This is a genomic window from Mycobacterium sp. TH-M116, assembly GCF_057473685.1.
In genome coordinates this window covers 1-8,595 of the sequence record NZ_JBYCLC010000111.1, presented here as the reverse complement: position 1 = coordinate 8,595, position 8,595 = coordinate 1, and the positions used below count along the sequence as shown (strand labels likewise).

The 8,595-nt window shown below is 68.9% G+C and carries 9 protein-coding genes, 1 tRNA gene and 1 pseudogene; 6 read left to right on the top strand and 5 right to left on the bottom strand.

All coding sequences use genetic code 11. The features are described 5' to 3' along the window. Positions 1-827: Rieske (2Fe-2S) protein (locus AC2VOK_RS05350; RefSeq protein WP_428899555.1), on the bottom strand; the 827-nt coding region annotated here is incomplete at its 3' end. Positions 828-1,047: 220 nt separating this feature from the next. On the opposite strand from AC2VOK_RS05350, the gene AC2VOK_RS05345 reads away from it, so the two are divergent. The 3 genes from AC2VOK_RS05345 (at position 1,048) to AC2VOK_RS05335 (ending at position 3,276) form a co-directional block, all read left to right on the top strand. Continuing rightward, positions 1,048-1,917 (top strand): SGNH/GDSL hydrolase family protein, encoded by an 870-nt coding sequence (locus tag AC2VOK_RS05345; RefSeq protein ID WP_428899554.1) that lies wholly within the window; start codon positions 1,048-1,050, stop codon positions 1,915-1,917. Then, on the top strand, positions 1,914-2,579 hold the full coding sequence (locus AC2VOK_RS05340) for a DedA family protein (protein ID WP_428899553.1): 666 nt from the start codon (positions 1,914-1,916) through the stop codon (positions 2,577-2,579). Before AC2VOK_RS05345 ends, AC2VOK_RS05340 begins: the two co-directional genes overlap by 4 nt. Before the next feature lie 259 nt (positions 2,580-2,838). Continuing rightward, positions 2,839-3,276 (top strand): anti-sigma factor antagonist, encoded by a 438-nt coding sequence (locus tag AC2VOK_RS05335; protein WP_428899552.1) that lies wholly within the window; start codon positions 2,839-2,841, stop codon positions 3,274-3,276. A 118-nt stretch (positions 3,277-3,394) separates the two neighbouring features. Here AC2VOK_RS05335 and AC2VOK_RS05330 read toward each other — a convergent pair whose 3' ends face one another. Then, the gene (locus tag AC2VOK_RS05330) at positions 3,395-4,183 is read right to left on the bottom strand and encodes an SDR family NAD(P)-dependent oxidoreductase (protein WP_428899551.1); all 789 of its coding nucleotides are present in this window, start codon (positions 4,181-4,183) and stop codon (positions 3,395-3,397) included. Between the two features lie 106 nt (positions 4,184-4,289). Here AC2VOK_RS05330 and AC2VOK_RS05325 point away from each other — a divergent pair, with 106 nt between their 5' ends. Continuing rightward, positions 4,290-4,904: a hypothetical protein gene (locus tag AC2VOK_RS05325; RefSeq protein ID WP_428899550.1), complete on the top strand. Its 615-nt coding sequence runs from the start codon at positions 4,290-4,292 to the stop codon at positions 4,902-4,904. A 64-nt stretch (positions 4,905-4,968) separates the two neighbouring features. Then, positions 4,969-6,540 (top strand): long-chain-fatty-acid--CoA ligase, encoded by a 1,572-nt coding sequence (locus AC2VOK_RS05320; protein WP_428899549.1) that lies wholly within the window; start codon positions 4,969-4,971, stop codon positions 6,538-6,540. A 9-nt stretch (positions 6,541-6,549) separates the two neighbouring features. Here the strand turns inward: AC2VOK_RS05320 and AC2VOK_RS05315 are convergent, their stop codons facing one another. Both AC2VOK_RS05315 and AC2VOK_RS05310 read right to left on the bottom strand, forming a co-directional pair. Further along, positions 6,550-7,392 (bottom strand): enoyl-CoA hydratase/isomerase family protein, encoded by an 843-nt coding sequence (locus tag AC2VOK_RS05315; protein ID WP_428899548.1) that lies wholly within the window; start codon positions 7,390-7,392, stop codon positions 6,550-6,552. A 93-nt stretch (positions 7,393-7,485) separates the two neighbouring features. Beyond that, a complete protein-coding gene (locus AC2VOK_RS05310; protein ID WP_428899547.1) occupies positions 7,486-7,776 on the bottom strand; it encodes a hypothetical protein in 291 nt (96 codons plus the stop codon). 416 nt (positions 7,777-8,192) lie between these two features. Here AC2VOK_RS05310 and AC2VOK_RS05305 point away from each other — a divergent pair. Beyond that, positions 8,193-8,459 (top strand): annotated as a pseudogene (locus AC2VOK_RS05305) (type II toxin-antitoxin system death-on-curing family toxin); the annotation flags it as partial. A 61-nt stretch (positions 8,460-8,520) separates the two neighbouring features. Here the strand turns inward: AC2VOK_RS05305 and AC2VOK_RS05300 are convergent. After that, positions 8,521-8,595, bottom strand: a tRNA-Val gene (locus AC2VOK_RS05300).

The window sequence follows — 8,595 nt, the reverse complement described above, 5'->3', positions numbered from 1 at the left end:
TCGGCTGAGAACCACGAGCCGTGCCATGGGCACACGAGCCGGCCGCGGTCGACCCAGCCGTCGGCCATCGGAGCCGCCAAGTGCGGGCAGAATTCGCCGAAGGCAGAGACCTCGTCGGGCCCGGTCCGGCACACCACCAGCCCCACCCCGTCGACTTCCACCCGCATCGGTTTCCCGTTCAGCGAGTCGGCGGACAGCACCGGTGTCCACTTCGTGGTGCGCAGCCGCTGACCGGCGTGGTCGATGCCGACGCCGGAGTCGAACACCAAGGCCCCGCCCAGGTAGCTGCCGGCGACGGTGATGCCGTAACCCAGTGCCGTCAAGGCGATCCCGCGGTAGTGACGCCCCTGGCGGCGGTCCCACCAGGACTGCGCGTACAGGGCGGTTGCGGCCAGGTTCACCAGGCCGTGCACCAGGCCGACCCGGCGGTCCTGCTCGTGGGTGTGCTGCCAATCGGTGACGCCGGTGACAGCCGAGCCGACGCTCGCCACGATGCCGAGCCCCAGCGCGCGGCTCGCGAACCGCGAGGCGTCGGGGACTCCCGTGGACCGCCGGCGCGGCAGCAGGCTGAGCGCGTCGAGCGTGACGGTCGTCGCGAGCGCCCCGCTGGTCAGCGACGCCAACGGCGGGTGTGCGGGGTGCCCCAGCCACACGCCGTGCAGCGCGTTGGTGACGCCGTTGCGGGCACCGCCCAGCCCGTTGTAGGCGAAGCTCAGCAAGTGCTCCAGCCGGTAGCTCGGCCGGTCCAGCCATTCCTGGCGCCCGATCGAGGACAGCAGCCGCTCTCCGAGGCCCTGCACGCGGCCACTTCGTGTCCGATGACCCATGTCACCAACCCTTCCCCTGCCGAGACAGACGACGCCATGCACACAGAACTAACGATTACCCGCCGGGTACTTTTTGCTCACAACCTTGAAATGACCACGTTAACGCTGGTCTCTGGTCTCCCAGGCTGTCTAGCACCTGTGAATTAGTCTAAACCATTCTTGTAAAAACCTGGATCGCCGGGTTCTGCTCAGCACTCCGACGAGCACTATTCTCGGCATCGTGTGCGGGGCTGATCGGTCCGGGTACTGCCGCTACGTCGCGATGGGTGACAGCCAGACCGAGGGCTTGTGGGACGGCGACGACGCCGTCGGCCTGCTGGGGTTTGCCGACCGGCTCGCGGCCATGATCGATGCGCTGCATCCAGGCCTGCTCTACGCCAACCTGGCGATCCGCGGCACGCGGATCACCGACGTGCTCGCCGAGCAGCTTCCCGAGGCCCTCGCGATGAGGCCCGACCTGATCACGGTGTGCGCCGGGATGAACGATGTCATCCAGCCGGGCCGATCGTTCGGCCGCGCCCTCGGCGACCTCGACCGCCTGCACGCCGCGCTGGCCGAATCGGGGGCGACGGTGGTGACCACAACCTTCCCGAACGTCGCGCAATTCCTCCCGCTCGGCGGGCTGGTGTCGACGCGGCTCGCCCGCATCAACGAGGCGATCAGCGACGCCGCCCGGCGCTACGGCTTCCGGCTCGTCGACCTGTATAACGCAGCCTCGATGCGCGATGCGGACACCTGGGCTGTCGACCGGGTGCACGCATCCACCAGGGGCCATATTCTGTTCGCCGCCGCGGCTGCCGAGGCGCTGAATCTTCCCGGCAGCAGCCATGATTGGGCCGGTGCACGTGCCGACCCGGGGCGGTGGCCCGCTGCGTCCAGCACCCTGGGCCATCTGCGCTGGGCGCACGAGAGTTTCGTCCCGTGGATCTGGCGCCGGCTGCGGGGCCGGTCCTCGGCCGACGGCCGCGTGCCGAAACGGCCCCAGCTGGAACGCCTGAGCACACCCAGCGGGCCGCACAACGGCTCCGGCACCCGGGAAAGAGGCTTTGCACCACGGCTGGGGTATGAGTCAGGCATCCTTGACCCATGAACGCGGAGGCCTTGCTGCAGTCGATCCCGCCGTTGGCGGTCTACCTGGTGGTCGGGGCCGTCGTCGGGCTCGAAAGCCTCGGCATCCCGCTTCCCGGGGAGATCGTCCTGGTCAGCGCGGCACTGATGTCGTCTTACGATGACCTCGCCGTCAACCCGTTCTTCGTCGGGGCCGCCGCCGTGATCGGCGCGGTGGCCGGTGACTCCGTCGGCTACACGATCGGGCGCCGGTACGGCATGCCACTGTTCGACCGGCTCGGCCGGCGGTTCCCGAGACATTTCGGTCCCGGACACGTCGCGCTGGCCGAACAGCTGTTCAACCGCTGGGGTGTACGTGCGGTGTTCTTCGGCCGCTTCATCGCGTTGTTGCGCATCTTCGCCGGGCCGTTGGCCGGCGCCCTGAACATGCGCTACCCGCGTTTCCTGGCCGCCAACGTGTCGGGCGCCGTCTGCTGGGCGGGGGGCACCACCGCCCTGGTCTACTTCGCCGGAATGGCCGCCGAGCGCTGGATGGAGCGGTTCTCCTGGATCGCGTTCGTCATCGCCGTCGTGTGCGGTGTGACCGCGGCAATCCTGCTGCGCGAGCGCACATCCCGAGCGATCGCCGAACTCGAGGCCGAGCACGGTCGCAGAACCGGGACCACCGCCGCCGACCCCGTGTGAAACCGGACCCGGCGGGTCCACCAGTCGAGGCCCCCGGTCCGGAGCAGCACGAGTTCGTTCTTGGTCGCGACGTGCCGGTAAGACGTGGCCCGGGAAGGTCGTAGTCCGCACTCACGATTCGTTCACGCATCACGGGTAGACACACCGCTCTGTTTCGTTATACAAAAAAGGTTCACACATCGCGGATGTCTGTCTTCAGACAGCAGGACGGGCCAACATCGCGGCGTTTCCAACGCCGGCCGATCAGGGAGTCCAGCACATGAGTACAGCGTGTACCCACACCACGTCCAGTCCCTATTTGACCCTCAGCACGCGGCTGGTCTACGAACTCGGGGACCCACACAACACCCTGAGGGCCACCACCGACCGCATCGACGGCGCGGTGCTCGTCAACGCCGGTGGAGAGGTCGACGCCAGCAACGAGCTCACCTGGCGCCGGCTGATCGTCGAAGCCGGCGGCGTCGTCTCCGCCCCGGGGCCGCTGGTCGTCGACGTCACGGGATTCGAGTTCATGGGCTGCTGCGCGTTCGCGGTACTGGCCGACGAGGCGCAACGGTGCCGCCGCCGCGGTATCGAGCTGCGCCTGGTCAGCCGGGCGCCGCTCGTCGCCAGGATTGTCGAGGCATGCGAGCTGGGGGGCGAGCTGCCCCTCTACCCCACCGCCGACGCCGCGCTCGCCTCGACCGCCCGCCGGTAGCCGCTCTCGCACGCCCTGTTCTGCGACGCCCCCGTCGACTCATCGCTGCGCACAGCCGCACCGGCCCGCGTGAGGAGTCGCTCTCAGGCGCACCGGACGGTAGCGCGATCCTGAAGGCTCACTCGGGCAGACCGAAGAGTTTGACGACGCCGTGATCGCGGCCGGCGGTGTAGCCGCCGTCGACGGCGATGGCCTGCCCGGTGACGAACGAAGCGTCCCGGGAGAGCAGGAAGGCCGCCATCGCCGCGACCTCGTCGGGCCGGCCGAGCCGCTGCAGCGCGTGTTCCTTGGTGATGGAGGCCAGCGGGCCCGCCATCGCCTCCAGACTGAAAACACTTTCAGCCATCGGTGTTTCGATGAAACCCGGGCAGATTGCGTTGACCCGGATGCCGCTCGGCCCGTAGTCGAGCGCCATGTTCCTGGTCAGCAGCACGACGCCGCCCTTGGCCGCGTTGTAGGAGCTGCCGCCCGCCGTTCCCTCCAGGCCTTCGATGCTGGAGACGGTGACGATGGAGCCCCGCTCGCCGTCGACCCTGGGTTGCTCGATCATCCGGGACAGCGCGGCCTTGGCGACCAGGAACGTGCCGGTCAGGTTGATGCCGATCACGCGCTCCCATTCGGCACGTTCGAGCAGGTGAACGGGGCCGCCGCCGGCCACGCCGGCGGCGTGGAAAACGCCGTCGAGGCGGCCGGGCACCGCGTCCAGCACGGCACCGATCGCAACCTCGTCGGTCACATCGGCGGTGACGAAGTGAAAATCGGGGCCCAGGTCCGGCGGGGTGGCCAGGTCGGCGCCGACGACGGAGCCGCCCTCGGACAGCAGACGCCGCGCGGTGGCCAGGCCGATCCCGGATGCCGCGCCCGTCACGACGAAGGTGCGGGAACGGGCGCGGGCGGCATTCACCATGTCGAAGTCCTTCTGTCGGGTCGGGCGTCTGCTCTGCGGGATCTGCCCATATGGCGATTTGTACCTTACGATTTTGCGCAACCAACCGGGGGCACGAGGAGCCATGATGTCGCCACCGCACACGCCCCCGTTCTCCGTGGCACGGGCCACGCGCGGCCTGCAGTCCGTCGTCGCCGTGGCCGCCGCAGTCCTGCTCACCGCCACGGCCGGCCCGACCGGGCAAACCCCGCGCCCGCCGGCGTCCGCGGTGGCGCTGCTGGCCGCCGACCCGGTCGACATCGCGCAGGGCATCTCGATCACCCCCGCGCCGGGCTGGACGGTCGGCGACCGCGGCCCGGACTGGGTGGCGCTCTCCAACGCCGATTCCAGCGCGCAGCTGCAGGTCGTCGTGAAAACGGCTGACGGGACCGATGTCGTCGCCGCGCTGCAGGGCGACATCGACCAGCTGACCGGCAACCCGTCCTCTGATTTGACCAACGTGCGGAACTTGACCGATCCGCTCATAACGATGTTGCAAGGCAACCACTTTCAGCAGAAGGCCGCCGTCGACTACACCGCCGACCTTTCGTCGCCGCGGGGCACGGTTCCCGTCCTCGGCACATTCGGTGAGCTGCTCAACACGTCGACTCGGCTGTCGGCCTTCATCGACTTCCGGCAGAACGACAACGCGACCGGTCAAGCCGCCCAAGACGGCGGAGCCATGATCGACTCCATGCTCTGACGGGTTGCCGTGGCGGCGGCACACCGCGTATCACAGAGAAGGACACAACGATCTCGGAGGGGTTATGCCGGCAGTCGACACCTTCACCAGCACCACGGACACCCTCATCGGGTTCATCGAGCAGCACGTACGACAGCGTCCCGACGCCACGGCCATCCGTTACGGCGAAGCACAGTGGACCTGGGCCGAGTGGGCGACGCGGATTCGTCGCGCAGCCGGAGCATTGCGCGCCGCCGGTATCCGGCGTGGGCAGTGCGTGGCTTTCCTGGACAAGAATCACCCCGCGTGCCTGGAAACCCTGTTCGCGGCCGCATCGATCGGCGCGGTGGCCACCGTGGTGAATTGGCGTCTGGCCGGTGAGGAACTCGTGCATGTCCTCGAAGACAGCGGGGCCCGCCTGCTTTTCGCCGGCGCCGAACTGCATCCCGCGGCGCAGGCGGCTGCCGCTGACGTACCGGGCCTGCAGCGCATCGTCGTGGTGGGCGGTGACGACCAGGACGAGTACGAATCATTGCTCGCCGCGGCATCTCCCGAGGATCCCGACGCCGAGGTCACCGGCGACGACTCCGCGCTGGTGATCTACAGCTCGGGCACCACCGGACGCCCCAAGGGCGTGGTACTGAGCCAGCGGGCGCTGGTCAACCACGCGGCGAACGTCGCGCCGGCATTTCCCTTCGGTGAGGGCGACACGAACCTGGTGTGCATGCCGCTGTTCCACGTGGGTGGGATCGGGTATGCACTGTTCGGCATCCGGCCCGGCATGCCGACGATCATGACCCGCGAGCCCGACGCCGCGGAGCTGGTCGCTGCGGTGCGGGCCGGCGCGACGCATGCGTTCGTCGTGCCTTCGGTGATCGCCAGGTTCCTCGACGGCGGCGAGGCGGCAACCGCCTCGATCTCGGGCCTGCGCTGCATCGCGTACGGCGCCGCCCCGATGCCGCTGCCCCTGCTACACCGCGCGCTGGCGGCCTGGCCCGGCACGAAATTCGTTCAGGTGTACGGCCAGACGGAACTGTGCGGAGCAGTCACAGCGCTCGGCGACACCGACCATCGCGATCCAGCCCGGCCCCATCTGCAGCTTTCAGCCGGAAAAGCGTTGCCGGGAACGGCGATCAAGATCGTCGATCCCGAGACTGGCGATCTGCTGGCGGCGGGGCGGCCGGGCGAGATCTGGGTGCGCAGCAACCAGAACATGAGCGGCTACCTGAACCGCCCGGAGGCAACGGCCGAAACGATCACCGTCGACGAGTGGGTGCGCACCGGCGACGTGGGGCGCCTCGACGCCGACGGCTACGTCTACATCGAGGACCGGCTGAAAGACATGGTGATCACCGGCGGGGAGAACGTGTACGGACCTGAAGTGGAAAGCGTACTGATCAAGCATCCCGCCGTCGCCGACGCCGCGGTCATCGGGGTGCCCGACGACCGCTGGGGCGAATCCGTCAAGGCGATCGTGGTGGCTGCGGCCGAGATCGAACCCGCCGACGTCATCGAGTTCTGCCGGCAGCATCTGGCCGCCTACAAATGCCCCCGCACCGTCGACGTGGTCGCCGAGCTTCCCCGCAACGCCAGCGGGAAGATCCTCAAAACAGCTCTGCGCGAACCCTATTGGCGGGACCGTGCGCGCAAGGTATGAGCGGCGCCCTCACAAGCGGCCCGCCACCCGCAGTTGCGGATGCACCCAGTCCGGCGAGCGGCGCTCCTTGAAGGCGCGGAAGCCCTCGCGCGCCTCGGCGTCGCCGAGGCTGGCGGTCATCCCGATGCGGTCGTACCGGCCCAGGTAATTGTCGATGCTGGACTTGATGACCCTGCGGGCCCGCGGGGCGGTGCGGCACACCTGGGCCAGCACGTCGTGTGCCTCGGCGAGCAGGCTCTCCTGCGGCACGACCCGGCTCACCAGGCCCCAGTCGCAGGCCTCGACCGCGCTCAGCACCCGTCCGGTGAACATCAGATCGCGGGCGCGCACCGGCCCGATCAGGCGCGCCAGCATCTGGCTGTAGTAGGTGTCGGCGTAGCCGCGGAACAATTCGGGCACGCGGAAGGTCGCCCGCTCGCTGACCACCGAGAGGTCGCTGCACAGCGCGATCTGGAAGCCGCCGCCCTGGCACAGCCCGTTGACCGCGGAGACGACCGGCTTGGCCGAGGTCCGCACCGCGTCGAACGGCGTGACGTCCATGCCCAGCGCGGCCCCGAAGGTGATCCAGTCGTCGGCGCCGCCGGCGCCGCCGCCCATGTCGCCGCCGGGCGCGAAGACGTCACCGGTTCCGGTGATCAGCAGCCCGGCCAGATCCGGGTCCTCGTTGAGACGGCCTACGGCATAACGGATTCCGAAGTACATCGCCGGTGTCAGGGCGTTGCGCGCGTCCGGGCGGTCGATCGTGCACACCGCGATCGGCCCCTGTCGCTGCAAGGACAGGTACGGCGTGCCCAGCCAGTCGCCTTCGGGCGGGCGCGGGTTGCCGTTCGGGGTCGGGGGGTGCTGGGTCACGGGACTCCTCTCGCGTCGGCGCCGGCGTCGGCGCGTCAGCGCGCCGCGCGACGGCTACTGTATCTCTTACAGTATGTGGGGCCACGCGCCCGCCTACAGGTACGGCAGCGTGGCCACGGCGGTCCCCAGAGTGGTGTCGTTGAGCAGGTCGGCCAGTGTGGATTGCAACGTGGCCGTGGCCTCCCCCACCGGCTTGTCGCAGAACCGGCAATGCGTGGCGAACCGCGGCTGATCGTCCTCGTCCGGCCAGAACCGGCGGTTCCCCACCGCGGCGCCCGGGTCGTACTGGACAGACTGGTGCGGGGCGTCCCGGAGGATCCTGCCGACGGGATGGCCCTGCGGGCATTCGAGTTTCAGCACGCCGATCCCCTCTTGATTGCTCACCGTCCACCGTCCTCGCGAAGTTGTGGTCTCGTCGATCACGCATATTGTCGCCCCACGCCGCCCGGTGTGCTCGTCGTGGCCGCGCGTCCAGTGGATAGCGCGAACGTCGTGCCGTGGGCAAGCCGAGTGCTCACCGGCGACAGCGGTGAGCACGGGCGAGCGCCCGTCAACCCGCATCCGTGGGTCGGCGCGACCCTGCTCATCCCGTCCATCCACGGCGCCAGCCCCGACATCGATCTTCGCTCCACCGCGACGCTGGACGCGGTGCGCGCCGACCCGAGCCGGCACGGCTACGTCTACCGGTTCCGGCCCGCCAGGCTTGTTCATCGTGGAATACGACGTCGCCCAGCCCCAGCTGCAGGGCAGCCTGCCGCACTCGGTCGTAACTGCGTCGGCGCCACAGGGGATGATGTCAATCAGGTGTCGGACAGGACGCGTACCCAGGTCTGCACCTCAAGGCCGCCGCGTTGCTGCACTCCCTGGCGCGAAACCACGCGCCGGTCGACCGAAACAAGCGGCTTTCACGGACGGCCTGCCGGACGTTACTGGTCATCAACGGTCAGTGGATCGCCCCTTCGGAGAACGACCGCTTCGATTTCGTGATCCAGGTCGCCACCGGTGCAGTGTCCGATGTCAATGCGATCGCCGCGCGGCTGGGTACCTGGAGCTTTCAGGACGGATGAGCCGCTAACCGGGCCGGCAAGTACATCGAGGCCCGCGGTTAGCGTTTTCGACCGGCACTGGTGGTGGTCCCGGCTGGGATCGAACCAGCGACCTTCCGCGTGTGAAGCGGACGCTCTTCCACTGAGCCACGGGACC